This is a genomic window from Oleiharenicola sp. Vm1 (genome assembly GCF_047777955.1).
In the GTDB taxonomy this organism is placed as follows: Bacteria; Verrucomicrobiota; Verrucomicrobiia; order Opitutales; family Opitutaceae; genus Didemnitutus.
This window is the reverse complement of the sequence record NZ_CP180537.1, coordinates 375,936-401,674: the sequence shown is the minus strand read 5'-3', so window position 1 is coordinate 401,674 and position 25,739 is coordinate 375,936. Positions and strand designations below refer to the sequence as shown.

The 25,739-nt window shown below is 71.8% G+C and carries 28 protein-coding genes and 1 pseudogene; 22 read left to right on the top strand and 7 right to left on the bottom strand.

Annotation, left to right across the window (positions count from 1 at the left end):
* Window positions 1–5: 5 nt before the first annotated feature.
* From ACMYLB_RS02705 to ACMYLB_RS02695, 3 genes are all read right to left on the bottom strand, one after another.
* Window positions 6–1,256: a 6-phosphofructokinase gene (locus tag ACMYLB_RS02705; protein ID WP_415909440.1), complete on the bottom strand. Its 1,251-nt coding sequence runs from the start codon at window positions 1,254–1,256 to the stop codon at window positions 6–8.
* Between the two features lie 134 nt (window positions 1,257–1,390).
* Complete coding sequence (gene purB, locus ACMYLB_RS02700) at window positions 1,391–2,830, bottom strand: adenylosuccinate lyase (protein ID WP_415909439.1); 1,440 nt, start codon at window positions 2,828–2,830, stop codon at window positions 1,391–1,393.
* Window positions 2,831–2,913: 83 nt separating this feature from the next.
* Window positions 2,914–4,914 carry an OPT family oligopeptide transporter gene (locus ACMYLB_RS02695; protein WP_415909438.1) on the bottom strand — a complete coding sequence of 667 codons (2,001 nt, stop codon included), beginning with the start codon at window positions 4,912–4,914 and terminating at the stop codon, window positions 2,914–2,916.
* A gap of 241 nt (window positions 4,915–5,155) precedes the next feature.
* On the opposite strand from ACMYLB_RS02695, the gene ACMYLB_RS02690 reads away from it, so the two are divergent.
* The 4 genes from ACMYLB_RS02690 to ACMYLB_RS02675 all read left to right on the top strand — a co-directional run bounded on the left by ACMYLB_RS02690 (window position 5,156) and on the right by ACMYLB_RS02675 (window position 8,320).
* Window positions 5,156–5,515, top strand: coding sequence for a hypothetical protein (locus ACMYLB_RS02690; protein WP_415909437.1), 360 nt, complete (start codon window positions 5,156–5,158; stop codon window positions 5,513–5,515).
* Window positions 5,516–5,704: 189 nt separating this feature from the next.
* Entirely contained in the window at window positions 5,705–6,274 is a 570-nt protein-coding gene (locus tag ACMYLB_RS02685; RefSeq protein WP_415909436.1) for a DNA-3-methyladenine glycosylase I, read from the top strand.
* Between the two features lie 64 nt (window positions 6,275–6,338).
* Window positions 6,339–6,950, top strand: coding sequence for a hypothetical protein (locus tag ACMYLB_RS02680; protein WP_415909435.1), 612 nt, complete (start codon window positions 6,339–6,341; stop codon window positions 6,948–6,950).
* The gene (locus ACMYLB_RS02675) at window positions 6,947–8,320 is read left to right on the top strand and encodes a methyl-accepting chemotaxis protein (RefSeq protein ID WP_415909434.1); all 1,374 of its coding nucleotides are present in this window, start codon (window positions 6,947–6,949) and stop codon (window positions 8,318–8,320) included. The genes ACMYLB_RS02680 and ACMYLB_RS02675 overlap by 4 nt, the downstream gene beginning before the upstream one ends.
* 4 nt (window positions 8,321–8,324) lie before the next feature.
* On the opposite strand, the gene ACMYLB_RS02670 is transcribed toward ACMYLB_RS02675, so the two are convergent.
* Window positions 8,325–9,599 carry a M20/M25/M40 family metallo-hydrolase gene (locus ACMYLB_RS02670; RefSeq protein WP_415909433.1) on the bottom strand — a complete coding sequence of 425 codons (1,275 nt, stop codon included), beginning with the start codon at window positions 9,597–9,599 and terminating at the stop codon, window positions 8,325–8,327.
* Window positions 9,600–9,702: 103 nt separating this feature from the next.
* Between ACMYLB_RS02670 and ACMYLB_RS02665 the strand changes: the two genes are divergently transcribed.
* Complete coding sequence (locus ACMYLB_RS02665; protein WP_415909432.1) at window positions 9,703–10,530, top strand: GNAT family N-acetyltransferase; 828 nt, start codon at window positions 9,703–9,705, stop codon at window positions 10,528–10,530.
* A gap of 146 nt (window positions 10,531–10,676) precedes the next feature.
* On the top strand, window positions 10,677–10,961 hold the full coding sequence (locus ACMYLB_RS02660) for a hypothetical protein (RefSeq protein WP_415909431.1): 285 nt from the start codon (window positions 10,677–10,679) through the stop codon (window positions 10,959–10,961).
* 30 nt (window positions 10,962–10,991) lie between these two features.
* Here ACMYLB_RS02660 and ACMYLB_RS02655 read toward each other — a convergent pair whose 3' ends face one another.
* Window positions 10,992–12,626 (bottom strand): hypothetical protein, encoded by a 1,635-nt coding sequence (locus ACMYLB_RS02655; RefSeq protein WP_415909430.1) that lies wholly within the window; start codon window positions 12,624–12,626, stop codon window positions 10,992–10,994.
* A 322-nt stretch (window positions 12,627–12,948) separates the two neighbouring features.
* Here ACMYLB_RS02655 and ACMYLB_RS02650 point away from each other — a divergent pair, with 322 nt between their 5' ends.
* From ACMYLB_RS02650 to ACMYLB_RS02630, 5 genes are all read left to right on the top strand, one after another.
* The gene (locus tag ACMYLB_RS02650; RefSeq protein WP_415909429.1) at window positions 12,949–13,479 is read left to right on the top strand and encodes a penicillin acylase family protein; all 531 of its coding nucleotides are present in this window, start codon (window positions 12,949–12,951) and stop codon (window positions 13,477–13,479) included.
* Window positions 13,461–15,152, top strand: a complete 1,692-nt coding sequence (locus ACMYLB_RS02645; protein ID WP_415911145.1) for a penicillin acylase family protein — start codon at window positions 13,461–13,463, stop codon at window positions 15,150–15,152. Before ACMYLB_RS02650 ends, ACMYLB_RS02645 begins: the two co-directional genes overlap by 19 nt.
* A 112-nt stretch (window positions 15,153–15,264) precedes the next feature.
* Entirely contained in the window at window positions 15,265–15,882 is a 618-nt protein-coding gene (gene upp, locus ACMYLB_RS02640) for a uracil phosphoribosyltransferase (RefSeq protein WP_415909428.1), read from the top strand.
* Complete coding sequence (locus tag ACMYLB_RS02635; protein WP_415909427.1) at window positions 15,879–16,262, top strand: hypothetical protein; 384 nt, start codon at window positions 15,879–15,881, stop codon at window positions 16,260–16,262. The genes upp and ACMYLB_RS02635 overlap by 4 nt, the downstream gene beginning before the upstream one ends.
* Window positions 16,263–16,361: 99 nt before the next feature.
* Entirely contained in the window at window positions 16,362–16,697 is a 336-nt protein-coding gene (locus ACMYLB_RS02630) for a MazG nucleotide pyrophosphohydrolase domain-containing protein (protein WP_415909426.1), read from the top strand.
* Here the strand turns inward: ACMYLB_RS02630 and ACMYLB_RS02625 are convergent.
* A pseudogene (locus tag ACMYLB_RS02625) lies at window positions 16,691–17,427 on the bottom strand (DUF1223 domain-containing protein). The gene ACMYLB_RS02630 and the pseudogene ACMYLB_RS02625 overlap by 7 nt on opposite strands.
* Between ACMYLB_RS02625 and ACMYLB_RS02620 the strand changes: the two are divergent.
* The 8 genes from ACMYLB_RS02620 to ACMYLB_RS02585 all read left to right on the top strand — a co-directional run bounded on the left by ACMYLB_RS02620 (window position 17,426) and on the right by ACMYLB_RS02585 (window position 23,382).
* On the top strand, window positions 17,426–17,839 hold the full coding sequence (locus ACMYLB_RS02620) for an ATP-binding protein (RefSeq protein WP_415909425.1): 414 nt from the start codon (window positions 17,426–17,428) through the stop codon (window positions 17,837–17,839). The pseudogene ACMYLB_RS02625 and the gene ACMYLB_RS02620 overlap by 2 nt on opposite strands.
* A gap of 64 nt (window positions 17,840–17,903) precedes the next feature.
* The gene (locus ACMYLB_RS02615) at window positions 17,904–18,794 is read left to right on the top strand and encodes a class I SAM-dependent methyltransferase (RefSeq protein WP_415909424.1); all 891 of its coding nucleotides are present in this window, start codon (window positions 17,904–17,906) and stop codon (window positions 18,792–18,794) included.
* Window positions 18,795–18,855: 61 nt separating this feature from the next.
* Window positions 18,856–19,233: a RidA family protein gene (locus ACMYLB_RS02610; protein WP_415909423.1), complete on the top strand. Its 378-nt coding sequence runs from the start codon at window positions 18,856–18,858 to the stop codon at window positions 19,231–19,233.
* Complete coding sequence (locus ACMYLB_RS02605; protein WP_415909422.1) at window positions 19,230–20,267, top strand: lipid A deacylase LpxR family protein; 1,038 nt, start codon at window positions 19,230–19,232, stop codon at window positions 20,265–20,267. Before ACMYLB_RS02610 ends, ACMYLB_RS02605 begins: the two co-directional genes overlap by 4 nt.
* Window positions 20,268–20,416: 149 nt before the next feature.
* The gene (locus ACMYLB_RS02600; RefSeq protein WP_415909421.1) at window positions 20,417–21,142 is read left to right on the top strand and encodes an N-acetylglucosamine kinase; all 726 of its coding nucleotides are present in this window, start codon (window positions 20,417–20,419) and stop codon (window positions 21,140–21,142) included.
* Window positions 21,136–21,264, top strand: coding sequence for a hypothetical protein (locus tag ACMYLB_RS02595; protein ID WP_415909420.1), 129 nt, complete (start codon window positions 21,136–21,138; stop codon window positions 21,262–21,264). The genes ACMYLB_RS02600 and ACMYLB_RS02595 overlap by 7 nt, the downstream gene beginning before the upstream one ends.
* Before the next feature lie 63 nt (window positions 21,265–21,327).
* Window positions 21,328–22,215 (top strand): 3-methyladenine DNA glycosylase, encoded by an 888-nt coding sequence (locus ACMYLB_RS02590; protein WP_415909419.1) that lies wholly within the window; start codon window positions 21,328–21,330, stop codon window positions 22,213–22,215.
* An 87-nt stretch (window positions 22,216–22,302) separates the two neighbouring features.
* The gene (locus ACMYLB_RS02585) at window positions 22,303–23,382 is read left to right on the top strand and encodes a hypothetical protein (RefSeq protein WP_415909418.1); all 1,080 of its coding nucleotides are present in this window, start codon (window positions 22,303–22,305) and stop codon (window positions 23,380–23,382) included.
* Between the two features lie 257 nt (window positions 23,383–23,639).
* On the opposite strand, the gene ACMYLB_RS02580 is transcribed toward ACMYLB_RS02585, so the two are convergent.
* Window positions 23,640–24,269, bottom strand: coding sequence for a response regulator (locus tag ACMYLB_RS02580; RefSeq protein WP_415909417.1), 630 nt, complete (start codon window positions 24,267–24,269; stop codon window positions 23,640–23,642).
* Window positions 24,270–24,402: 133 nt separating this feature from the next.
* Here ACMYLB_RS02580 and ACMYLB_RS02575 point away from each other — a divergent pair, with 133 nt between their 5' ends.
* The 3 genes from ACMYLB_RS02575 (at window position 24,403) to ACMYLB_RS02565 (ending at window position 25,703) form a co-directional block, all read left to right on the top strand.
* On the top strand, window positions 24,403–24,876 hold the full coding sequence (locus tag ACMYLB_RS02575; protein WP_415909416.1) for a globin family protein: 474 nt from the start codon (window positions 24,403–24,405) through the stop codon (window positions 24,874–24,876).
* Window positions 24,877–25,066: 190 nt separating this feature from the next.
* Window positions 25,067–25,471: a c-type cytochrome gene (locus ACMYLB_RS02570; protein ID WP_415909415.1), complete on the top strand. Its 405-nt coding sequence runs from the start codon at window positions 25,067–25,069 to the stop codon at window positions 25,469–25,471.
* 97 nt (window positions 25,472–25,568) lie between these two features.
* Complete coding sequence (locus ACMYLB_RS02565; protein ID WP_415909414.1) at window positions 25,569–25,703, top strand: hypothetical protein; 135 nt, start codon at window positions 25,569–25,571, stop codon at window positions 25,701–25,703.
* Window positions 25,704–25,739: the final 36 nt, after the last annotated feature.

Genomic DNA, 25,739 nt, shown 5'->3' with positions numbered 1-25,739 from the left:
CGGGCTCAGCCCTCGAAGGGATTGAGCTGCTTGTCGACGCGCTCGGCGGCGAGGCGGACGTAGGACGGGATGCCGTTCTCGAACGGCACGGTGACCTCGCCCTGGATCAGCGGCGTGGCGTAGCGGTAGAACTGGAAGTTCAGGCTGACGCCGTCCTCGTTGATCCACTCGCGCGGGAGCTTCTTGGTGTTGCCGACGAGGTCGGTGAACGCCACGAGGCCCGTCTCGCAGGAATACTGGTCGGTGTCGCCGCGGACGAGCGTGATCATCTTCTCGCTCTCGCCGTCGATGGCGGCCTTGACCGCGGCCTGGCCGGCGAGGAACGCCTCGTCGGCGTCCGTCTTCGAGGCGAGGTGCGCGGCGGCGCGCTGGGAAACGCCGAGGCGGGTGAGGCGGACCTTGGCGCCGACCTGGGACTCGACGATCTCCTTGAGGTGATCGCCCACGCCGCCGAACTGCGCGGCGGCCGCGGCGTCGCCGGACTCGACCGCGACGTAGTTGCCGTCCTTGTCGACGAGGCCCTCGCCCGCGACGATGACGCAGTGCTTCTCGCGCTTGAGGATGCGGCGGACGTCATCGGCGAACTTGGCGGCGTCGAACGCGACTTCCGGCACGTAGACGAGGTGCGGCGGGTCGTTCGGGTGGTCGCGGCGCTTGGCCAGGGTCGACGCGGCGGCGAGCCAGCCGGTGTTGCGGCCCATGACCTCGATGATGGTCACGATGTCGTTCTGCGCGGTGGCGTCGGCGTCGATCGCGAGCTCGCGGACCGTCGTCGCGATGAACTTCGCGGCGCTGCCGTAGCCGGGGCAGTGGTCGGTCGTCGGGACGTCGTTGTCGATCGTCTTCGGCACGCCGATGACGTGCAGGTCGTAATTGGCGACGCGGGCGGCCTCGGCGATCTTGGCGGCCGACTCCTGGGAGTCGCCGTCGCCGATGTGGAAATAGTAGCGGATGTTGTGCGCCTTGAGGACCTCGAGCGCGCGCTCGACCTCGGAGGGCTTCTTCAGCTTGGTGCGGCAGCTGCCCAGGGCGGCGCCGGGCGTGTAGCGCAGGCCGCGGATGGCCTGCTGGGACTCGGCTGCGAGGTCGACCAGCTCCTCCTGCAGGAGTCCGGCGACGCCGTTGAGGGCGCCGTAGACTTCCTCGATGTTACCGTGATTGAGGGCCTCGGACACGATGCCGGCGATGGTCGCGTTCACGACCGCGGTCGGGCCGCCGGATTGGCCAATGAGACAGTTGCCTGCGAGTTCTGCCATGGGTGGGTGGAGTTAAAGCTGTTAAAGAAGCGGAAAGAGGGTCCAAAAAAGGTCGGCCCGCGGGCACTGGCAACCCAATTCTCCCGCCGGCCGGGGAAATAGTAAAAAGCCGGGCGCGGGGGCGATGCCGGGGCTCAGAGCAGCTTGCCGGGCCGGTAGTCGGCGGCGCCCTTCGACCGCTTCACGAGCGGACGCACGGTGCCGACGAACTCGTCGACCTGGTGCGGCGCGGCGCCGACGAAGCGGCTGCTTTCGGCGAGGATCGCCTGGAGCTTCTTCTTGCCGAGGCCGACGCGCTTGTCGCCCGCGAGCAATTCCAGCAGGTCGGCGTTGCCGCCGGAGCGCAGGGCCTTGGCGGCGGCGAGGGCGTGGAGCTTGATCGCCTCGTGCGCGGTCTCGCGGCCGGCGCCGTTCTTCACCGCCTCCATCAGGATCGTGGTCGTGGCGAGGAAGGGCAGGTTGCGCTCGTTCTCGGCGGCGATCGCGGCGGGGAAGATCTCCATCTGGCGCAGGACCGTGAGATAGGTCTCGAACAAGCCGTCGAGGGCGAAGAACGCGTCCGGCAGCGCCACGCGGCGCACGACGGAGCAGGAGACGTCGCCCTCGTTCCACTGGTGGCCGGCGAGGTTCGCCGTCATCGTCACGTAGCCGCCGAGGATCGTCGAAAAACCGCAGACGCGCTCGCAGTTGCGGGCGTTGACCTTGTGCGGCATCGCCGACGAGCCGACCTGGCCTTCCTGGAAGCCCTCCGTCAGCAGCCCGGCGCCGGCCATCAGGCGCAGCGTGGTGCAGCAGCTCGCCGCCGCGGCGCCGACCTGGTGCAGCGCGCTGACGACGTCGAAATCGAGCGAGCGCGGGTAAACCTGGCCGACCGCGCCGAGCGAGGCCTTGAAGCCGAGGTGCTTCACGATCCGCGCCTCGAGCTCGTCGACCTTGGCGGCGTCGCCGCCGAGCAGGGTGAGCTGGTCGAGCTGCGTGCCGACCGCGCCCTTCAGGCCGCGCACCGGGTAGCGCGCAATCAGGTCCTCGAGCCGGGCGTGGGCGACGAGCAGCTCCTGGCCGAACATCGCCAGGCGCTTGCCGAGGGTCGTGGGCTGCGCCGGGACGTTGTGCGTGCGGCCGGTGATCATCACGTCGCGCAGCTCCGCGGCGCGGGTGGCGAGCAGGTGCAGCGCGGCGACGGCCTTGAAGCGCACGAGCTCGAGCGCGCGGGCGACCTGGAGCTGCTCGACGTTCTCGGTCAGGTCGCGGCTCGTCAGGCCGAGGTGGATGAACTGGCGCTTCGCCAAGTCGGAGAATTCCTCGATCCGCGCCTTGACGTCGTGGAGCGTGGTGCGCTCGCGCTCGGCGATGCGGGCAAGGTTGACCTCGCCCTTCACGCGCTCGTAGTCGCGGATGGCCTCGGTCGGGATGGCGACGCCGAGGTCGCGCTGCGCCTTCATCACCGCGATCCAGTAGTCGCGCTCGAGCAGGATGCGGCCGTGGGCCGACCAGATTTCCTTCATCGCCGGCGAGGCGTAGCGCTCGGCGAGGACGTTCGGGATGGCGGCGGGAGGGACGGCGGCGTCGGGCATGGGAGGCGCCAACCGTTACGGAACGCCCCCGGCGGTTGCCAGCGGAAAACCTGTCAGTGGGCCGCGGCCGGCCGGCGCGGCCCCTACCCCAGCAGCACGTTGATGATGGCGTTGCCGATGCCGACCAGCGCGGAGCCGGAGATCAGGCCGGCGCAGATCGGCTCGCAGCCTTCGACCCAGAAGTCGTGGCCCTTCGTCCCGGGCGCGGCGTGCTGGCGGCCCTTCCACCAGAAGATCATCGCGCCGACCCACATCATGAAGCACGACGCGGGCGGCAGCACCACGCCGAGGCCGACGGACACGGCCGAGATCGGGAAGCGCCCCCGGCTCTTGAGGCGCAGGATCTCGAACGCCGCCGCCGCCACGGCCGCCACGATCATCGAGACGACCGCGGAGGTCGGCAGGCTGTGCACGCCCTTGGCGATGAGGTCCGCGACGCCCTTCCACTGCAGGGCGGCGGGCATGGGGAACTGCTCGGAGATGATCGTCGCGGTCGAGCGCACGCCCTCCTTGTTCGCCGGGGCGAAGAGCAGGAAGAACAGCGGGATGACCGCGAGCGAGCCGGAGAAGATGCCGATGACGTGGCCGATCGCCTGCTGGCGCGGCTTCGCGCCGAGCATGTAGCCGGGCTTGATGTCGGAGAGCAGGCTGGCGGCGTTGGAGGAGATTTCCGCCGTCATGCCCGCGGGCAGGATGTTGCTGGCGGGGTTGGAGCGGTCGATCGCGCCCATGGTGAACTGCGTGATCTTGGCCAGCGAGCCGGTGGGCATCCACGAGGTCAGCGCCATCGAGTTCGTGCAGATGACCGCGAGCAGGATGATGAGCGGCAGGGAGAGGAGCGACAGCAGCCACGGCACGCCGAAGAAGGCGTGGTTCACCCACGCCCCGACCACGCCGAGGATCGGGACGCCGACGAACGACACCCACAGCGGCAGCTCGATGTCGCGCAGGACGTCCCCCTCGCGCGCCGCCGCGGCCTCCGCCGGGCTCCGGCGCCGGAAGATCGTCGCGAACGCCCGGGTGAAGAGCTCGGGCTTGCCGAACAGGCCGACCAGCGCGCCGACCACCATCATCACCACGCCCCACCACAGCGCCCACTGGTTCACGATCTCGCCGCGCGAGATGGCCACAAGCGCCCCGCTCGGGGCGACGTAGCTCTTGATCTCGCCGCGCTGGATCATGATCGGCGCCAGCACCGCGTAGTTGAGGAAAGCGCCGAGCACGCAGCTCGTGGCCACGCGGATGCCCATGAGCCCGCCGACGCCGAGCATCGCCGCGTCGAAGGTCAGGCGCAGGCCGAGCTGGCGGATGTCGGTGCCGAGGATCTTCGGGATCCACCACGAATACTTCGCCGCCGCGCCGTAGTAGTAGAGGTCGACCGTCTCCTGGAAATTCCACGGCTCCTTCAGCCCCGCCCACTGGTGCAGGCGCAGGACGTTGAACTGCAGGAAGCGCATCCAGCCGTCGCTGATGATGAACTGCCAGACGCCGGTGATGACCGTCGTGACCGCGAGGAGCTTGGCCTTGAACAGCCCCGCCGCCTCCTGGCCGGTGTAGAGCGCGTCGAGCACGACGCCGGCCGCGCGCCCCTCGGGGAACGGCAGCTGGTCCTCGTTGACGAAGCGGCGCTTCATCGGGAACGCCACCAGCACGCCCAGCAGCGCCACCACCGCCATCCACGCCAGCATCTGCCACCAGCTGAGGATGTGTCCGGTGACGACCATGTAGGCCGCGAGGCTCGTCGTCAGCGGCGTCACCATGTAGCCCGCGGCCGAGGCGATCGACTGGCTGCAGTTGTTCTCGAGGATCGTCAGGTCGCGCGCGAAGCCCGCCTTCGCCATGACGCGGAACAGCGCGAAGGCCACGATCACCGAGGTGAGGTTCACGCCGATCGAGATGCCGGTCTTCGCCGCGATGTAGAGCGCGGTCGCCGCGAGCACGAAGCCGGTCACGAAGCCGGTCAGGCCGGACCGCAGCGTGAGCTGCGGCATGTCGCCCCGATAGATGTTCTCGAACCACCACCGGTCCTTCTGCGCGCGGGTCCACGTCCGCGTCTGCTCGTCCGTCAGTTGCTGGAGGGCCATAGAGAGGTAACGCGCGGAACCCTGCACAGCCGCCCCGCCTTGGCGAGAGCACAGTTGCCGTTTAGCCCGCAAGGATGAGGCCCCGCCTTCGCCCGGGAGCCGCCGGCCCCGGCGCCCGCCACCGCGCGCCCGCGACGGCCCCCCGCCCGCCGACCCACCCGGAAACGCCCCCTCCTTCCGTCCGCGAGTCCCACTCAGCCGTCCCCTTGCCGTCCGACCAATTTTGCGTAATACGCAAAATATGGAATCACTGCCTTCCGCTCGCCTCAACCGCACGCTCGCCCTCGGCTCGCTCCTGGAAATCCCGGCCACCGCGCTGGCCCGCGAACTGCGGCGCCGTCTGAAACCGGCACCCCAATCGCGCGGCGCCACGCTGCGACCCGGCGTCGAGACTCCGCTCTGGCTCGCCCTGGTCGCAGCCGCCCGCCCGCATCTACGCCCACGCGGCGCCAAGTCCCGCCTCGCGCGTGTCCTCGGACTCGATCCGTCCCGCATCCACGAATTTTTCGAGGCCCGCACCGCCATGCCGGACGCAGAGCGGACGATCTTTCTCCTCCTGTGGCTGGAGCAACAGCGCCTCGACCGCGACAAAGGCCAGTGAGCCGCGCCGAATCCTATTTTGCGTAATACGCAAAATAGCCGACGCCTCCTCCTGCGGGCGCGAGACGAGGCCGGGCGGCGCGGAACGGCGGGCACCGGCGCGTTTCGACCCCTACGGGTTTCGCCATCGCCGACCGCCGCTTCGCTGCTGACATAACGCTGTCGCGCCGCTGCGCTAGTCTCGCGCCCGATGAAAAACCGCTGCCCCTGGGCCGAAGCCGAGGTCCACCACCATTACCACGACACCGAGTGGGGCGTGCCGTCCCACGACGACCGCCACCTCTTCGAGCTGCTGATCCTCGAGGGCGCGCAGGCCGGCCTGAGCTGGACCACCATCCTCCAGAAACGGGAAAACTACCGCCGCGCCTTCGCCGGCTTCGACCCGGAAAAGGTCGCGCGCTTCGACGCGCGGAAACAGGCCGCGCTCCTCGCCGACCCCGGCATCGTCCGCAACCGCCTCAAAATCGCCTCCGCCCCGCTCAACGCCCGCGCCTTCCTCGCCGTGCAGGAGGAGTTCGGCAGCTTCGACCGCTACGTCTGGACCTTCGTCGGCGGCTCGCCGCTCCAGCCCAAGCTGAAAACCCGCGACCAGATCCCGGCCACCACGCCGGTCTCCGACGCCCTGAGCCGCGACCTGCTGAAGCGCGGCTTCAAGTTCGTCGGCTCCACGATTTGCTACGCCTTCATGCAGGCCACGGGCATGACCAACGACCACCTGGTCAGCTGCCCCTGCCACCGCGAGTGCGCCCGGCTGGCCTGACGAAAGACAGTCCGGCCTAAACTTCCGCCGTCGGCGGGCCGATGGAAGGGATCCTGGTCCCTCCATGTCCTCCACGCCCGCCCACGCCGCGCGCGCCGCTTCGGCGCGCCGCCACGCCGCCGTCCTGATCTTCGGCGCGTGGTTCGTCGCCACCAGCCTCTTCGGAGCCTGGACGGTGGCGCAGCACGTCGTGCCCCTGCCCGCGGCTGCAACCCGCGACGTCGCCCACGCCGACCGCCCGCGGGCCCGGCACGTGCTCGGTGCCGACTGCGGCTGCTCGGCCAGCATCGGCCGCGACCTGATCAAGCGCGGTCCGCGCCCCGGCTGGGAGGAGACCGTCGTGCTGCTCGACGCGCAACCCGAGCTCGAGCGCGGCCTGCGCGCCGCCGGCTTCGCCGTGCAGACGCTCCCGCCCGAGAACGCCGCCCGCACGCTGGGCGTCCAGGGCGCCCCGTGGCTGAGCCTCCATTTCCCCGACGGCCGCGTCGCCTACGACGGCGGCTACGCCCGCCTGCGTCCCGGCCTGCCGGGTTATGAAAATCTCGACGCCGCGCTCATGCACGACGTCGAACAAGGCCGCGCCCCCGCGCGCCTCGCCGCCTACGGCTGCGCCACCAGCCAGTCGCTCCGCGACCGGCTCGATCCCTGGCACCTCAAGTATCCCGCCTCCCAATGACCGACTACGAAACCCGCTTCCACCAACGCGCCGGCCGCTGGGCCCTCGCGATCCTGGCCGCGCATGTGCCGCTCTGCGTCCTCGTCGCCTCGCTCAACGGCACCGGCATCGCGCTGGCCGTCGGCGCCGCGGCGGCGATCGCCGCCGGCCCGGCCGCCCTGTTCTGGCTGCGCCCGGGCAGCCAGCTCTTCGCCGTCGCCACCGGCGTCGCCGCGATGGCGTTCAGCGCGCTGATCATCCACCTCGGCCGCGGCATGATCGAGCTGCACTTCCACGTCTTCGTCGCCCTCGCCGCCCTCGTGGCCCTGGCCCGCCCGGGCGCCGTGCTCGCCGCCGCGGGCACGATCGCCGTGCACCATGTCGGTTTCTGGTTCTGGTTTCCGCGCAGCGTGTTCAACTACGACGCCGGCTTCGGCATCGTGCTGCTCCACGCCGCGTTCGTCGTCGCCGAGACCCTCATCCTCGTGTTCTGCGCCGCCCAGTTCGGCCGCATGACCGCGATGCAGGGCAAGATCGGCGAGGAAGCCGCCCGGGTCGCCGCCGAAGTCGCCGGCCGCAGCGCCCACCTGCAGCAGGCGGGCGGCGCCCTCGCCGAGGGCGCGTCGGCCCAGGCCGCCGCCATCGAGCAGACCAGCGCCTCGCTGACCGAGATCGCCAGCATGCTCCGCTCCTCCGCCGAGCGCACCGCCAACTCGCAGAACCTCGCCACCGAGGCGCGCCGCATCGCCGATGCCGGCGCCGGCCAGATGCAGGAGATGCAGGGCTCGATGCAGACGATCCGCGAGTCGTCGCAGGGCATTTCCGAGATCATCAAGACCATCGACCAGATCGCCTTCCAGACCAACATCCTCGCCCTCAACGCCGCGGTCGAGGCCGCCCGCGCCGGCGAGGCGGGCCGCGGCTTCGCCGTCGTTGCCGAGGAGGTCCGCCGCCTCGCCCAGCAATCCGCCGAGGCCGCGCGCCAGACCGCGGACAAGATCCAGGACTCCGTCGCCAAGAGCACGCAGGGCGCCGCCATCAGCGAGCGCGCCGCCGCCGTCCTCTCCGAGATCTTCGCCAAGGTCCGCCAGATGGACGACGACATGAAGGAGATCGCCCGCGCCACCCAGGAACAATCCGACGGCATCGCCCAGCTCACGCAGTCCGTGCAGCAGATGGACCAGGTCACGCAGCAGAACGCCGCCAGCGCGCAGCAGACCGCGGCCACCGCCGCCGAGCTGCGCCAGCAGGCCGACGGCCTGCTCGGGATCGTGGCCTCGGTCTCGGGCAACGCATCCGCGACCGCCGTCGGTGTCGCCCCGGCGGCCGACGTTTCCGGCCCGCGCCCGGCGGCGCGGAAGAAACCCGCGCCGGTCGCCGTCGCGGCCTGACCCGTCAGCGCGTCAGCCGGTAGAGCAGCACCGCGGTGCGCTTCACCATCTCGGGCATCGTGCCCAGGTCCATGAATTCGCCCGGCGCGTGCGCGCCGCGGCCGCTGGCGCCCAGGCCGTCGAGGGCCGGCAGCGGCGGCGACACGAAGGACGCGTCGCCCGCCCCGCGGCTCTTCGGGTCGTAGGCCTCCACCGCGCCGTAGCCGAGGTCGCGGCTCACGGCGTCGAGCTGCCGGAGCAGCGCGGCGTTCTCCGGCGTCGCCTCCATCGCCGGATAACCGTCGTCCGGGAAGCGCAGCTCGGCCGACGTGCGCGGCAGGTGCCTCGCCACGATCGCCCGCATCCGCGCCTTCACCTCCTCCTTCTGCGCCGCGCTGAGGAAACGCAGGTCGCCGCGCACCAGCGCGCGCTGGGCGACGATGTTGCTTTTGCCCGTCACCTTGCCGCCGAGCCGGTCGAGCTCGGCCTCGGTGCCGCCGACGACTAGCGCCGGGTTGCAGGTGACGCCGTCGATCTTCCGCAGCTCGTCGTGGAATTCGCCGAGAATGCGCGCCATCTCGAACACCGCGCCGCTGCCCATGTGCGGAGCGAAGATCGCCGACGAGTGCCCGGTCGCGCCCTGCACCTCCAGCTCCCAGCTGATGATGCCGCGGCGGGCCACGGTCGCGGTGTGGCCGATCGAGCCCTCGAAGGCCAGGGCGAGGTCGGAGCGCTTCGCGGCGTCCCAGAGATCGCGGCGGCTCACCGCGAGCGGCTGGCCGGGCGCCTCCTCGTCGCCGGTCATCACGACGAGGATCCGCGTGTTCTCCAGCGCGCCGGCGGCGTGCAGCGCCTTGAGCGCGTAGATCAGCACAAGGTCGCCGCCCTTGATGTCGCTCGTGCCGGCGCCGTAGGCCTTGTCGCCCTCGAGCCGGAACGCGCCGCCGGGCAGCACGCTGTCGAGGTGGCCGATGAGCAGCACGCGCTGGCCCCGCGTGCCCGTGCGCTCGGCAACGAGGTGGCCGGCGCGCTTCGTCTCCGCCGGCAGCGGCGCGAATCGATAAGCGAAACCGAGCTCGCTCAGCTGGGCGCCGAAGAAATCGCTCATCGCGCGCACGCCGGCGAGGTTCTCCGTGGCGCTGTCGATCTTCACCGCGGCCTCGAGGTCGCGGACGAAGTCCGCGCGATGCGCGTCGATGTAGGCGGCGATCCGCTCCTCCTCCGGCGTGAGCGCCGCGCGCAGGGCGAGCGGCGAAAGGAGCAACGCAAGGGCGGGCAGCAGGCGCAGGCGCGGGGACATGCCGCGTTGCTACACGATCCGGCGCGCACGTCCAGTCGCGGCGCGGGCGGCGTTCGTCGCGCCGGCGTTGTCTTCCGCGGCGCGGGGCGCTTTCGTCCGCGCCATGCTGTTCGCCTTCCCCAGCGTCCTCGACTTCGGCCTCGAACCCGCCGCGCAGGTCCTCACCCGCGGCTTTTCCGACTACTTCGTCCCCATCGCGTCCAGCCCGGCGATCCTGCTCGGCCTGGCGCGGGCCGACAGCGTCGACCTGACCGCGAGCCGCGTCGCCGTGCTCGACGGCAAACCCGTCGCCGCGGCGCTGATCGCGCGGCGCGGCTGGACCGCGCGGCTGGCCGGCATGGCCGTGGTGCCCGAGGCGCGGCAGAGTGGCGTCGGCAAAGCGCTGATGGCGCAGCTGCTCGCCGAGGCGCAGGGCCGCAGCGAGCGCGCGATGGTGCTCGAGGTCATCGAGCAGAATGCACCCGCCGTGCGCCTCTACGAAGGCTGCGGCTTCCGCAAAATCCGCCGGCTCACCGGCCACGCCGGCCGGCCCGCGGCGGAGGCGGACGCCGCCGCGCTCGAGGAGATCGACGCGCGCGAACTCGCCGCCTTCGTCGGCGCCCACGGCCTGCCGGACCTGCCGTGGCAGGTTTCCGCCGAGACGCTCGCGCACGCCACGCCGCCGGCGGCGGCGTTCCGTCTCGGGGACTCGGCGCTGCTGCTGGGCAATCCCGCCGCGGACGTCGTCGGCCTCCGCGCCCTCGTCACGCACCGCGACCGGCGCGGCCGCGGCGGCGCGCGGGCGCTGCTGCGTGCGGCGATGGCGAGATTCCCCGGCAAGGAGTGGCGCGCCCCGGCGATTTTTCCCGAGGAGATGGGCGGGGCCTTCACCGCCGCCGGCCTGGCGCGCACGCCGCTCTCGCAGTGGCAGATGACGCGGGCCTTGGCCTGAGCGGACCCTCCGGCGTTTCCCGTCGCGCCCCGTCGACACGCGCGGCTAATTTTGCGTAATACGCAAAATTGGTCCGCGCGCTCTCACGTGGTGCGGGGGACGAGTTCGCGGTTGCAATCCGGGCGCGGTGAGTAGCTTGAAGCCGCATGCTCACCGGCCTCACGCAATGGATCGCCCGCCGCCCCGCCACGAGCGGCGCCTATGCGGGGGCCTTCGTGCACGGCGTGGCGGTCGCGGAGCCCCGGGCGCCGCGCGACCCGCGGCTGATGCGCTTCATCCTGACCTGCTGGGTGCTGATCGCGGTGAAGCACGTCGCGGTGATCTGGGCGGTGCAACGCTACCACATGCCGTTCCACCAACTGATCGTGAACTTCCCGACCTGGCTGCTCGGCACCGTCGCGACCTGGCTCTACTGGCGCCGCACGCGCTGAGCGCGGCGGCGCCCGGGCCATCCGCCGCGTTCACACGCCCGGCTGGCAGAGGCAGGAGGATTTCAGCTCGAAGTCCGCGTGCCGCCAGGCGGCCTTGAACTGCTGCTCGGCGGCGGCCGCCTCCGCGTCGCGCTGCTGGAGCTTGAGGGCGCGCGCCAGTCCGTAGAGCGACCAGCCGTTGCCCGGCCAGCGCGCGAGGTCGTCGCGGTAAACCTGCTCCGCCTCCTGCACGCGCCCGACCTGCAGCAGCGCCGCGCCGAGCGCGTGGCGCACGGGGATGATCCAGCTCGGTGGCTCATCGTAGCGGAGCTTGCCCTCGGCGGCGACGGCGTCGCGCAGGCGGGCGAGGCCCGCGACGGTCTTGCCCTCGCGGAGGAGGATCTCGCCGTCGAGCATCGCCTCCGCGACCGCGACCACGTGGGTGGCCGGGCTGTTCGAAAAGAAGGCGTCGGCGGGCACCTTCTTCGCCGCCGCGGCGAACGCGCGCTGCTCCGCGCGGGCGCCGGCGGTGTCGCCCTGCGCGGCGCGGGCGACGCCGCGGGCGGCGAAGGCCAGGGCGCGGGAGATCACGAGGTTTTCCGCCGGCAGCGGGCGGGCGAGGATCTCGTCCCACTTGCCGAAGCGCACCCGCACCTCCAGCGGCATGGCGTAGAAGACGTCGACGACCGGCACCCATTCGGTGCGGAAGTCCTCCGGCCACTCCGCGACCATGTCGTCGATCTGCCGCAGCGCCAGCGCGCTGCGTCCGCTCATCATCGCGGCGAAGGCGAGCATGTGGCGGTTGTGGGCGTTGTAGAGCCAGATGAACCCCTTGGGGATGCCGCCCTGCGCGCGGTAGGCGATGTCGGCCGCGATGGCCTTTTCGTTGGCGACGACGGCGTCGTCCCAGCGGCCGAGCAGCACGTCGATGTGCGACGGCATGTGCACCATGTGGCCGACGCCGGGCATGAGGTCGCGCAGGCGGTCGGAGGCGGCACGGGCCTGGGCCGGCGCGCGCGAGGCCTCGAGGGCATGGATGTAGAGATGGAGCGCCTGCGGGTGCTGCGGGTCCAGGGTCAGGACGCGCTCGAGCGTGGCGACGATCTCGGGCGTGCCGGGCTGCGGGGCGCTGCCGTCGGCGGTCCAGAGGTCCCACGGGCGGAGGTCCATCGCCGCCTCGGCGAAGAGCGCGCCGACGTCGGCGTCCTGCGGGAACTTCGCCCAGACCTCGCGCATGGCGGCGGCGTAGGCCTGGTCGAGCGGCGCGCGGTCGGCGACGGGCGGCGCCGCGTAGCGTTGCGCCGTGGCGGCGATCAACGCCTGCTCGACCGGCGTGGCCGTGCCGGCGTGCTGCCGGGCCTTTTGCAACGCGTCCCAGGCGAGCCGGGCGCGCGGCTCGGGCACGAGCGGGAAATTGATGTGCGGACCGGCGGCCGTCGCGATGCCCCACCACGCCATCGCGCACGCGGGATCGAGCGCGGCGGCGGCCTGGAACGAGCGGATCGCCTCGTCGTGGTTGAAGGCGTAGAGGAAGGCGAGGCCCTGGTCGAAGTAGCGCTGCGCCTCGGCGGAACGCGTGGTGACCGGCCGGTGGTGGTTTCCCGTGCCGGGGAACAGCGGCACGGCCGGAGCGGCGGCGAAGGCCGGCGCGCTCAGCAAACAGCAGAGGGCAAGCAGTCGTTTCATGGCGTGGAGTGGGGCGGACGCTAGCAGCCCGGGCGGAAGGGAACAATGGTTCTTACGGCTAGGCTCCCGCGGCGGCGGCCGGAGTTTCGGTCTGGCGTCGCCCGGGGCACTCGGGAATCCTGCCGGACCACCCGGCCATGACCTCGCCCCTCGCCAAGCGGCTTCAGCTCCTCCTGTCGGTCCTCAGCGTCCTCGTCATCCTCGCCCTCGCCGCCGCCGGCTGGGGCTATTTCCAGCTCCGCGGCAGCCTGCCGCAGCTCGACGGCTCCCGCCCGCTCCCCGGCCTCACCGCGGCGGTGAAGATCGAGCGCGACGCGCAGGGGTGCCGCGGATCAGCGGCGCCACGCGCAACGACGTCGCGCGCGCGCTCGGCTTCCTGCACGCGCAGGACCGCTTCTTCCAGATGGACCTCCTGCGCCGCCGCGCCGCGGGCGAGCTGGCGGAGCTCTTCGGCCCCGCCGCCCTGGCGCTCGACAAGAGCGCGCGCCTGCACGGCTTCCGCGCCACCGCGGCCAAGGTCGTCGCCGCCCTGCCGCCCGCGCGCCGCGCCGCGCTCGACGCCTACGTGGCGGGCGTGAACGCCGGCCTCGCCGCCCTGCCGAAACGCCCCTGGGAATACCTCGTGCTCCGCGTGCCGCCGCGCGCGTGGACGGCGGAAGACTCCTTCCTCTGCGTCTATGCGATGTGGTTCGACCTGCAGGACAGCGTGGGCCACTACGACCTCTCCCAGCGCGCGCTGCAGGTCGCCTACGGCACGGGCGGCGCGGCGTTCTTCGCCCCCGCGGCACGTCCGCCGACGCCGCGCTCGACGGCTCGACCTTCCCCGCCCCGGCCCTGCCGCCGCTGCGCCTGAAGGCGCCGGACGAAAAACCCGCCGCCGCGCTCGCGCCGGATTGGTATGAGCCCGCGCTGCTGCCGGGCAGCAACAGCTTCGCCGTCGACGGCGCGCACAGCACCACCGGCGCCGCCACCCTGGCGAACGACATGCACCTCGGCCTCGCCGTGCCGCACGTGTGGTATCGCGCCGAATTGAACTGGCCGGACGCCGCCGGCACCGCCCACCGCGTCGTCGGCGTCACCCTGCCCGGCGCCCCCTCGATCGTCGCCGGCAGCAACGGCGACGTCGCGTGGGGCTTCACCAATTCCTACGTCGACACGGTCGACGTCGTCATCGTCGAGACCTACGCCGACCTCCAATACCGCTCGCCCGCCGGCTGGAAGGATTTCGAGGAGCGCACCGAAACGATCAAGGTCAAGGGCGAGGCCGACGTCACCCTCACCACGCGCTGGACCGAGTGGGGCCCGGTGATCGCGCCGGCCGAGGAAGGCCGCTACTACGTCGTGCGCTGGAACGCCCACTCGCCCGAATCGGCCAACCTCGAGCTGATGGACCTCGAGACCGCGCGCTCGGTGGGCGAGGTCGTCGCCCTCGCCCACCGCCTCGGCATGCCCAACCAGAACCTCCTCGTCGCCGACCGCGCCGGCCACATCGCCTGGACGATCACCGGCCGCATTCCCCAGCGCGCCGGCTTCGACGGCCGCGTGCCCGTCATGTGGGGCTACGGCGACCGCCGCTGGGACGGCTGGCTGCCCGAAGCCGAGGTGCCGGTCGTCGCCGACCCCGCGGACGGCGTGCTCTGGACCGCCAACAACCGCATCGTCGGCGGCGCCGCCTACGCCAAGATCGGCGACGGCGGTTACGACAACGGCCTGCGCGCCGGCGCCATCCGCGACGACCTGCGCGCGCTGGTCGCGCAGAAAAAGGCCGCGCCGGCCGACCTCCTCGCCATCCAGCTCGACGACCGCGGCCGCTACCTCGACCGCTGGCAGAAGCTCCTGCTTGCGGTCCTCAGCGACGAGGCCGTCGCGCAGAAGAAGGCCCGCGGCGAGATGCGCGAGCTCGTCCGCGCCTGGTCCGGCCACGCGGCGATCGACTCCGCCGGCTACCGCATCCTCCGCCTCTTCCGCGCCAAGGTCGCCGAGCGCACGCTCGCGCCGTTCCTCGACAAGCCGCAGCGCACCTACGAGGGCTTCCGCTGGGGCACCATGACCGAGGACGCCGTGTGGCAGCTCGTCACCGAGAAGCCCGCGCGCCTGCTCAACCCCGACCACCGCAGCTGGGACTCGCTGCTCCTCGCCGCGGCGGACGACGTGCTGGCCGACGCCGCCCAGCAGGGCGTCGCCCTCGCGCAATACACCTGGGGCGCCCGCAACACCCTGCGCATGCAGCACCCCTTTGCGCGCTTCCTCCCGCAATGGATCGCGCGCTTCGTCAGCATGCCGGCCGAGCCGCTGCCGGGCGACAGCAACCTGCCGCGCGTGCAGGCCCCGGCGTTCGGCGCGTCCGAGCGCTTCGTCGTCTCGCCCGGCCACGAGGACCAGGCGATTTTCGAGATGCCCGGCGGCCAGAGCGGCCACCCGCTCTCGCCCTTCTTCCGCGCCGGCCACGACGACTGGGTCCGGGGCCGCCCCAGCCCGCTGCGGCCCGGTCCGGCCGCCCACACGCTGACGCTCGCGCCCCCGTGAGCGGGCGCCATCCGGGCACGCTTCCGACTGGCCAGCCCCGGGGCGTTTCCGGCATCGTGCCGTCGTCCGATCCCGTCCGATCGAAATCGAGAATCCCGAATCGAAAATTCCGATGTCCCTTCACGTCCTCGCCCATCCGCTCGCCCAGCACGTCCTCACCCACCTGCGGGACAAGACGACCAAGCCCGTGCTCTTCCGCACGCTGAGCTACCAGATCTCCCTCCTGCTCGCCCTCGAGGCGACGCGCGACCTCGCCACCACCGACAAGGAAATCGAGACCCCGCTCGAGAAGGTGACGGCCAAGGTCCTCGCCAAGCCGCTCGTCGTCGTGCCCATCCTCCGCGCCGGCCTCGGCATGCTGCAGCCGTTCCACGACGTGTTCCCCGACGTCTCCGTCGGCTACGTCGGCCTGGAGCGCGACCACGAGACCGCCATCGCCCGCAGCTATTACTGCAAGCTCCCGCCGCTCGCCGGCGCGCGCGTGCTCGTGGTCGATCCCATGCTCGCCACCGGCGGCAGCGCCGCGCAGGCGATCACGCTGGTCAAGGCACAGGGTGCGACCGAGATCGGTTTCGTGTGCATCGTCGCCGCCCCCGAGGGCGTCGCCACCCTCCAAAAGGCGCATCCCGACATCCCGATCCACACCGGCGCGCTCGACCGCCAGCTGAACGCCCGCAAATACATCCTGCCCGGCCTCGGCGATTTCGGCGACCGGCTCTACGGCACGTGAGCGCCTCCGACCAGCCGCCGCCGCTCCCGTCGCCCTTCCCGTGGCTCGCCGTCGGGCTGGCGCTGCTCGTCGGTGCCGCCGGCTGGGAGGTGGCCTGCCGCCTCAGCGGCCAGCGCGAGGCGTGGGACGCACCGGCTTACTGGCGGCTGGCCTATCCCGCCTTCGCCGTTGCGGCGCTCGCGCTCGCCTACGCCTGGCCGCGCTCCGCGTGGTTCACGTGGGCCGCGCTCGCCGTCGGACAGGCGCTGGCGATGTTCGCCAAGAACCCCGGCGGCAACCTGCTGCCGCTCGGCGTCATCGTCATGCTCGTGCTGTCCGCCCCGCTGCTGATCGCCGGCCGCTTCGGCGCGCGCCTGCGCGCGGGGCGCCGCCGGCCGTGAAGCTGCCGGTGGAGCCGGACTGAACGGCGGGCGGATGTAGGGCGGGGTCGCCGCGCTACAAGGTTTGCCTTGCGCGGGACGCGTGCGTGGAGTGCGCGCATGGAACTTGCCCAGCTCTCCGACCGCGCGATGCAGATTCGCGAGTGTTTTGCCCGCTACGAACAGCGCCGCGTCGGCCGCACCTGGACGCGCGAGGAAATCGCGCAGGGCTTCGTCGTCGACGTCGGCGACCTGATGAAGCTCGTCATGGCCAAGGCCGGCGCGCGCCGCGTCGAGGGCGACGTCGACGCCAAGCTCGCCCACGAGCTGAGCGACTGCCTCTGGAGCGTGCTCGTGCTGGCGAAACTCTACGGCTTCGACCTGGAGAAGGAATTCCTGCACACGATGGCCGAGCTCGAGCGCGGCACCGCGGCGAAGACCGAGCAGGATTACTGAGCTCCGCCGGCCGGCGGCTCGTCGAGCCAGCCGCCCGTAGCCTGCACGGGGGCGAGTTCGCCGCGCCGCGTGACCCACATCGCGAGGGCGCGGCGCGGCACGCCCGCCGGCGCGGCCGCGGCGAGCCTCACCACCGCGTGTCCCGCCGGCAGCGGCGCCTCGGCCAGCGCCAGGGCGACGAACTCGTGACGCAGCGTCCGGCCGCCGTTCTCGCCGGCGCGCACGGGCGAGACGATGCCGCCGCCGAGCAGCGCCACGGTGACAGCGTAGTCGCCCGGTGTCACCGCGGCAAAGTCGACCTCGACCCGCCCGTCCCCGGTCAGGCGCGCCGTGAGCACGCCGGGCCGGTCGGTGGCGGCCTGCAGCCCCGTGGCGGGGCCGCGCGCGCCGGCCTCCGCGCCGTCGAGCACGAAGCACGGGGTGTAGACGTTGCCGCGCCGCCAGGCCGCGGCGTAGCGGTATGCGCGGTCGGTGTGGGCGCGGCTCGCGAACCGGTCGCGCCAGCCGAGGCGATCCCAGTAGTTCACGTGCAGCGCGACGGGCACGAAATCCCGCCACAATCCCGGCGCCGTGCGCAGCTCCCCAGCCAGGCCTCGGCCGGCGGACAGCTGCTGCAGCCCTCGGACGAGTAGAGTTCGAGCAGGTGGGTGCGACGGACGTCGCTGGTGAAGGCGGGGGTGGCCGCGCGGGCGGCGAGGAGCGAGCAAAGCAGCAGGGCGATGAACCGCATGCCCGTCGGAGCCGCCGGCCGCGCCGATTATTCCGCCGCGGCATCCCGGAGTCCGGCCGTGTCTGCCGTCGAGACGGAGGCCGCTTCCATTCCGCCTCTCACCCCAGGCGAAGCCTCGCCCGTTGGCTGGCACTCGGTGCGCAACGGGCTGCACGTGCTCGACGTCGAAATTTGCCAGCTCCGCGAGGGGTTGCCGGCCGAGGCGGAGCTCGCCCTCGTCGTCCACTACGGCCGGCGCGACCGCAACGTCGCCCACGTGCGCACGATGGGCGGCGGCTTCGGCCTGACCAAGGCCTTCCTCGTCACGAAGCCGTTCGGCGGCCGCTGCTGGATCCGGTCCGAGCTCGACGTCGGCACCCGCATCCGCATCGAGATCCCGCGCCCGCGGCCCTCCACCGGCCTGAACGTCTGAGCGGCTGCCAGCCGCATTTTTTCGTGTCCATCCGCGCGTTTCGCCGGCAAACCTCGCCCGACGCATGCACATCGAACGCCCAGGCCTGATCGTCGCCGACCAGTGGAAGGACTACCAGCTCCTCGACTGCGGCGACGGCATGAAGCAGGAGCGCTGGGGCGCCTACACCCTCGTCCGCCCCGACCCGCAGATCATCTGGCCCAAGACCGGCGACCGCACCTGGAAGGGCTGGGACGGCTTCTACCACCGCAGCGAGAGCGGCGGCGGCAAGTGGGAGTTCCGCACCAAGCTACCCGACCAGTGGACGATCACATACGGTGCGCTCACCTTCCGCATCCACCCGACGAGCTTCAAGCACACCGGCCTCTTTCCCGAGCAGGCGGTGAACTGGGACTGGTTCTCCGCGAAGATCAAGGCCGCCCGCGCCGCCGGCCGCGAGGTGAGCGTGCTCAATCTCTTCGGCTACACCGGCGCCGCCTCCGTCGCCGCCGCGGCGGCGGGCGCCAGCGTCTGCCACGTCGACGCCGCCGAAGGCATGGTGAAATGGTGCCGCGAAAACGCCGCGCTCTCCGGCCTGGCCGACGCACCGGTGCGCTACATCGTCGACGACTGCCTGAAATTCGTCCGCCGCGAGATCAAGCGCGGGCGCAAATACGACGCCATCATCATGGACCCGCCGACCTACGGCCGCGGCAGCACCGGCGAGATGTGGCGGCTCGAGGACCACCTCTGGGAGCTGCTGAGCGAGTGCCGGCAGGTGCTGAGCGACCGGCCCGTGTTCTTCCTCATCAACGCCTACACCGCGCGCCTCTCGCCCTCGGTCGTGATCAACCTCCTCGACGGCCTGCTGCACGACGCCGGCGGCCGGATCCACGGCGGCGAGGTCGGCCTGCCCATCCAGCGCGACGGCAAGATCCTCCCCTGCGGCATCTACGGCCGCTGGGAGGCGAGCTAATTCCCGCCGCCGGCCCGGCCCGCGGCCTTGCGCGCCCCCGCACCCCGCTTTCCCTTCCCGCATGAAAGTTATCTCCGCTCCCCAGGCTCCCGCCGCCATCGGCCCCTATTCCCACGCGATCCACGCCGGCCCGTTCGTGTTCTGCTCCGGCCAGACGCCGCTCAATCCCGCCACCGGCAAGCTCGTCGAGGGCGACATCGAGCCGCAGACCCACCAGGTCTTCGCCAACGTCAAGGCCGTCCTCGCCGCCGCCGGCCTGACGCTGCAGGACGTCGCCAAGTCCACCGTCTACCTCAAGGACATGGCCGACTTCGCGAAGATGAACGCGATCTACGAAGCCGCCTTCGCCCCGCACAAGCCCGCCCGCACCACCATCCAGGCCGGCAAGCTCCCGCTCGACTGCCGCGTCGAGATCGAGGTCATCGCCTACAAGGGATGAACGCACCGCGTTGGCTCGCGTGGTTGGCGCTCGGCCTCGCGCCGCTCGCCGCCGCGCGCGCCGACTCCGCCCCGCCGTTCGGGGGCGAGTTCGAGGTCCAGCACGGCTCGTGGACGCTGGTCACCGAGAACGACAAGTATTTCGCCGGCACCGACCGCCACTACACGAACGGCTTCAAGGCCATCTGGCTCGGCGAGACGACGCTGCACCGCTCGCAGGAATTTCTGCAGCGCATCGCCAGCGTCATCCCCACCCTGCGCGGCGTCGAGGCGCACCAGCGCTACAAGGTCGGCCTCGCGCTCGGCCAGGAAATCTTCACCCCCTCCGACACCAGCACGCCGACGCTGCTGCCCAACGACCGCCCCTACGCCGGCTGGCTCTACGCCTCGATGATGGCGCAGGCGCAGGAACGCGACGGCTCGCTGCTGCGCGTCGTCGAGCTGGCGGTCGGCGTCGTCGGCCCGTCCGCGCTCGGCCAGCAGGCGCAGAACGGCTGGCACGACGTCATCCACGTCCCGCACGCCCAGGGCTGGGCCAACCAGCTGCACGACGAGCCCGGCCTCATGCTCTCGTGGGAGCGCCGCTACCGCCTCTACACCTTCACCGCCGGCCGCCACCGCCTCTTCGACGTCATCGGCCGCGGCCGGGTCACGCTCGGCAACGTCCACACCCACCTCGCCGCCGGCTTCATGGCTCGCGCCGGCTGGAACCTGCCGCGCGACTTCGGCACCGACCTCATCCGCCCCGCCGGCGGCGGCATGGCCAACGCCGGCGGCGCGCGCCGCTTCGCCGCCTACAGCTACCTCAGCGCCGAGGGCCGCGCCGTCGCCCGCAACGTCTTCCTCGACGGCAACACCTGGCGCGCCAGCCACTCGGTCGACAAGCTGCCGTTCATGGGCGACTTCTCCGCCGGCTTCGTCCTCGCCTGGCCGCGCTTCCAGCTCACCTACACGCAGGACTACCGCACCAAGGAATTCCGCGGCCAGCCGCACCGCGACGTCTTCGGCTCGATCGCGCTGACGACGTATTACTGAGCGGGCGGCCCGTCACCTCGCCCATCGGCCCACGCCCGCGGCGCATTTTGGTTCGTCGCGCCGGCGTTTCCCGTCTTTCGTCGCGCCGTGGCGAACCCTCTTATCGCATCGGTGTCGACGGCGGCGGCACCAAGACCGAGCTCCTTCTCGTGGACTCCACGGGCACGATCGTGGCGCGCCACGTCGGCCCCGGCTGCAATCCCAGCCACCTCGGCGCCGACGGCGCCCGCACCGTCCTGCTCAGCGCTCTCGAGGCGCTGCTCGCCGCGTCCCCCGTCCCGCCGCTCAAGTCCCAGATCGCCGCGCTCCGCCTCTACGTCGCCGGCAGCGCCGCGACCTGGCGCGAGATCGCCGCGCTGATCCACGGCTACGGCCCCGTCACGGTCGGCCCCGACTCGCTGCCCGTGCTCGAGCTGGCCACGGCCGGCGCGCCCGGCCTCGTGCTCCACGCCGGCACCGGCTCCTTCGTCGCCGCCCGCGCGCCCGACGGCTCCGTGCACTACGCCGGCGGGCTCGGCTGGCGCTTCGGCGATCCCGGCAGCGGCTACGAGCTCGGCCGCCGCGCCATCGCCGCCGCGCTGCTGGAGCTGACCGGCTGGAGCCCCGCCACCGGCCTCGGCGCGGCCCTCCAGGCCCACACCGGCCTCGAGGACGGCGGCGCGATCAAGGCCATGTTCTACGCCGTGCCCGACGCCAACGCCCGCGTCGCCGCCTTCGCGCCGCACGTGATCGAGCTCGCGCAAAGGGCTGCCGCCCCGCCCAGGTCGCGCTCGCCGGCTCCGTCGGCGAGCTCGTCGCCCAGGGCCGCCTCGTCACCGAGAAGCTCTTCCCCGGCGCGCGGGACATCACCTGCGGCGTCAGCGGCGCGGTGCTGAACAACCCCGCCGCCCGCTACGCCCTCCAGGCCTTCGCCGAGTCCAACGGCTGGCCGGTGAAATTCCATTTCATCACCGAGCCGCCCGCCGAGGGCGTCCGCCGCCTGCTGCTCCGCGACTGAGCGGCGCGCCCGCGCGCCGACGTTGCGGTTGCCTTCGCCCCGCGCGGGCCTTCTGGTGGCCGCGTGAACGCCGCCCTCGCCGCCCCGCTCCTCCTCGCCGAGCCCGACTGGCTCGCGCGGCGGCGCGCGCACGAGGCGCGCGTGCACGCCTGGGCCGACCCGCACCAGGCGCGGCAGTCGCGCGGCGAGAAGCACCCGGTCGAGGACTTCCTGTGGGAGTATTACTCGTATCGGCCGAGCTGGCTGCGGCGCTGGCACCCGGGCCCGGACGTCGTGCTGCTCGGCGACGCGGCGCGCGAGTATCTGCGCTGGCCGGAATACGTGGAGGCCGACGGCGGGGTGCGCGTGCAGTGCGGCGCCTTCGACGCCAAGCGCCGGGAGTCGCTCGCCTGGCTGCGCGGCCTGCTGCGCGCCACCGCGGAGCGTCCGCCGCAATTCGCCTGCTTCGGCCTGCACGAGTGGGCGATGGTCTACCGGCTCGCGCCCGGCGAGGTCCGCCACGCCCAGCTGCCGCTGCGCTTCCCGCCCGCGGAGATCGCGCGCATCGTCGACGCGCTGGCGATCCGCTGCTCGCACTTCGACGCCTTCCGCTTCTTCACCCCGGCGGCGCGCCCGCTCAACCGCCTGCAACCCGAGCGCGCGACCACCGCGCAGTTCGAGCAGCGCGGCTGCCTGCACGCCAACATGGACCTCTACAAGTGGGCCTTCAAACTCGCGCCCTTCACCCCGAGCGAGCTGACGGCCGACTGCTTCGCGCTCGCGCGCGCGATCCGCGAGGTCGACATGCGCGCGAGCCCCTACGATTGCACGGCGTTCGGCCTCGCCCCGATCGCGATCGAGACTCCCGAGGGCCGCGCCGACTACGAGCGCCTCCAGCGCGACTTCGCCGAGCGCAGCCAGCCGCTCCGCGCCCGCCTGCTCGCGCTGTGCGAGCGCCTGCTCGCGGGCTGACACCCGGCGCCCGCCCGCGCGGGGCAAGGCCCGTTGACACGCCCTGCGGGGTTGCGCCGCGCGCGTTCGCGCCTACCGTCTCGGCCCATGGCTGAACCGGGCTACATCATCCAGGAACGCACGCCGAAGAAGCCCGCCTACCCGATCCGCGACGAGCTCCGCAGCTACCTCCGCCGCTACCGCCGCGAGCGCGACCTGCCCGTCACCTACGAGCGCCTGCGCGGCTTCCACGAGGCCATGCCGCTGATCGACGCCGAGGGCAAGAACACCCTCTGGGACACCGTCGTCTACCGCGCCGAGGAGATGCCCGCGATCAACGAGGGCCTGAAGCGCATCTACGCCCTCCTCAAGGTCGACGGCGACTTCTCGGTCATGCAGCACCTCTACATCGACCGCGTCGACTTCTGCTCCTTCGGCAACTCGATGCCGTTCCGCGTCCGGATCGTGAACGCCTACAACGAAAACCCGGACTACTTCTACGTGAAGAAGGCCGACGCCTCCCGCGTCTACGGCCTCGAGCTCGAGCACCTCCTCTCGCCCAACCGCCTCAACTTCCTCACCCACGGCAACACGCTCATCGAGGAGCACATCGCCGGCATCCCGGGCGACGTCTTCATCGAGCGCTGGCTCGACGACCCCACCCTCCGCCCCATCCGCATCGCCAAGGAGCTGGTGAAGTTCAACGAGCGCTGCTTCATCCGCCTGCTCGGCGACATGCGCAGCTACAACTTCGTCTTCGTCGTCACGCCGGATTTCGAGAGCGCGCAGATCCGCATCCGCGCGATGGATTTCGACCAGCAGAGCCACCACGGCCGGAAAAACTTCTACCTGCCGCAGTTCTTCAAGGACAACGCCCCCCTCGTGCAGTTCTGCACCCGGCACCTGCACGCCAAGACCGCCTTCCAATACCAGCGCGAGGAACAGACGCTCATGCTCCAGCGCGCCGAGCTCGCCCAGGCGCGCCTCGACGCCCTGCTCCAGGCCATGGCGGTGGACCCGATCGCGCCGGACGACAACGTGCACCTGCTCCGCGAGGGCCTAGCCGACCACTACGAGTCGAAGGATTTCCTGGCCTGCAGCACGATGGGCCAGCTCGTCCGCGAAAGCCTCGCCAAGACCCGCGCGCGCATCGAGCACGACGCGCAGGGCCACCTGCCGAAGCTGTGACAGGGGCGTCCGGCGCTCACGGAGCGAGCGCGCGCCGCAGAAAACCGCTCCCGACAAATGCGGTCACGAGGGCGGCGAACGAAAAGATCATCATCCAACGCCGAAACCGCCTGGGCTCTCCCGTCCGGGTGACAAACCCGCCATCCCGCAACGGCAGCCGCTGATTGATCGCCCCGTAAAGCACCAGTCCGGCCAAGACCGCCGCTAGTGCGAACTCGGCCACGGCCCCTGCGAGGAGAGACGCTTTCACCTCCGCCTCAGCCCTGCGGCACGATCTTCTCCAGCGCGAGCGTGACGGCCGCGGTGCGGTTCTCGACGCCGAGCTTCACGAAGGTGCTCTCGAGGTGCTTCTTCACCGTCGTGAGCTGGATGCCGAGGATGGTGCCGATCTCGGGGTTGGTCTTGCCCTGCACGACCCACGAGAGGATCTCCGCCTCGCGCGGCGTCAGGCCCAGGGCCGCGGCGAGCGCGGCGGGCGTCGCGTCCGCCACCGAGGCGGCGCGGCCGCCGCCGGTCTGCTTGCGGCGGCGCAGGCGCGCGGCGACGGCGGCGAGCAGGTCCGTCGGCTCGACGGGCTTCACCAGGTAATCGTCGGCGCCGAGGTTCATGCCGGCGCGCAAATCCTCCTTCTCGCCCCAGCCGGTGAGGAAGATGAAGGGCGTGGCCGCCGTGCCGGGCTGCTCGCGCAGCGCCTGGAGCACGCGGTGGCCGTTCATCTCCGGCATCGTGATGTCGCACACGACCAGGTCGGGCTTTTCCTTCAGCGCGAGCGCCACGCCTTCGCGGCCGTTGTGCGCCTCGGCGGTCTGGTAGCCTTCGGCGGAGAGCAGCGCGGCGATCTGCCGGCGCATTTTCGCATCGTCGTCGATCACGAGGATTTTTTCCACGCGCGGAGATTGGTCAGGCCGCCCGCCGAAGTAAAGCGGGCAGCAGGCGGCCGCGTGTCCCGATATCGGGACGGATCGCCTAGCCGACTGGCCCGCGCCCGCTGGCCAATAGCGCGCCGCGCCGCCGCCCGCTATGCTCGTCGTCACCAAAACCCACCACCGCTTCCACGCCATGACGCCCCAGGAAACCCAACTCGTCCGCTCCTCCTTCGCCAAAGTCGTGCCGATCGCCGACCAGGCCGCCGCGCTCTTCTACGCGCGCCTGTTCGAGCTCGATCCCTCGCTCCGCAACCTCTTCCGCGGCGACATGGCCGCCCAGGGCAAGAAGCTCATGCAGGCGATCGGATTCTGCGTCGCCAGCCTCGACCGCCTCGCCACCATCGTCCCCGTCGTCCGCGAGATGGGCCTGCGCCACGCCGGCTACCAGGTGCGCGACGAGCACTACGAGACCGTCGGCGCCGCGCTGCTCTGGACGCTCGAGAAGGGCCTCGGCCCCGACTTCACCGCCGAGACCAAGGCCGCCTGGGCCAAGGTCTACTGGCTCCTCGCCGAGACCATGAAGGCCGGCGCGCGCGACGGCGCCGCCCAGCAGGCCCGCGTCGCCTGAGCCCGCCGCCGCTCCCCGCCATGAACCCCGTCCTCGAAGCCGTGCCGACCGACGCCCCGCTGCCCGCCTGGGCCTGCGTCGCCGCCCTCGTCCAGGCCGTCCTCCTGTTCGCCAGCCTCACGCTGTTCGTCCTGGCCTGAATCCCTTTGCCGACGGACGCCCACTCCCGCTCTCTCTCCGTCCTTCCTCCATGACCAAAACCCTCCTCCTTACCGCCAGCCTGCTCGCGGCCGCCACCGGCGCGTTCGCCGAGTCGAACGAAGCCGTCGTCGCCCGCGGCCGCTACCTCGTCGAGAACGTCGCCGGCTGCGGCGACTGCCACTCGCCCCGCGACCCGCGCGGCCAGATCCCGGCCGGCCAGCACCTCATGGGCACGCCGCTCCCGTTCGCGCCCACCGTGCCGATGCCCGCCTGGGCCGCCCAGGCGCCGCAGATCGCCGGCCTCCCCGGCTACACCGACGCCCAGGCCGTCACGCTCTTCACCCAGGGCACCAAGCCCGACGGCTCGATGCCGCGCCCGCCCATGCCGCAGTTCCGCTTCACCGCGGAGGACGCGCGCGCCGTCGTCGCCTACCTCCGCTCGCTGAAGAAATAAATTTTCCGCTTCCAGTGGGCGCTTAGCGCCCGTTGGTCACAACAGGGGTAACACTCGGGGTGCGGGCTCGACCTGCACCCCGAAATCCTTTTCCGCCATGGCTCCCATCCTCGACCAGCTCGCCAAGCGCGACTTTCCCGCCCTCGACGCCGGCCTGCTCCTGCTCGCCGGCTGCGTCGCCGCGCTCTCCGTGCTGCTCGTGCGCCTCCGCGCCGCGCCGCGCCGACGCTGAGCGCGCGCCGCGCCGGCCGCCGCTTCCGGCATTGCC